This is a genomic window from Pseudomonas sp. 313 (assembly GCF_000316965.1).
GTDB classification, from domain to species: Bacteria; Pseudomonadota; Gammaproteobacteria; order Pseudomonadales; family Pseudomonadaceae; genus Chryseomonas; species Chryseomonas benzopyrenica.
Window position 1 is genome coordinate 1 of record NZ_ANBZ01000092.1, and the last position, 420, is coordinate 420.

At 67.1% G+C, this 420-nt stretch carries 1 pseudogene; it reads left to right on the top strand.

Features of this window, described 5'->3' with window-relative positions:
• Window positions 1-420 (top strand): annotated as a pseudogene (locus tag C722_RS0122860) (MFS transporter); the annotation flags it as partial.

Sequence of the window (420 nt, forward strand, 5' to 3'; positions counted from 1 at the left end):
CACCGCCGAGGACGCGCTTAAGGCCAAGGCCATTTCCTGGGTCATGGTGGGCGGTCTCGCGGGCGCCATCATCGGGCCGCAGTTGGTGATCTTCACGCGCGATGCGGTAGCGGGCACGCCCTACGTTGGCAGCTTCCTCAGCCAGGCGCTGCTGCCGCTGATCGCCTTGCCGATCCTGCTGATGCTGCGCACGCCGAGCCAGACCCAGGCCGAAGCAGTCGCCGATAGCGGTCGGACGGTGCTGCAGCTCTTGGCGATGCCGCGCTATCTGCTGGCCGTGGCTGCGGGCGTGGTGTCCTATGGGGTGATGGCGTTCGTGATGACGGCCGCGCCGGTGGCGATGGTCAACCACGGGCATTCGGTGGACAACGCCGCCCTAGGAATACAGTGGCACCTGCTGGCGATGTTCGGGCCGAGCTT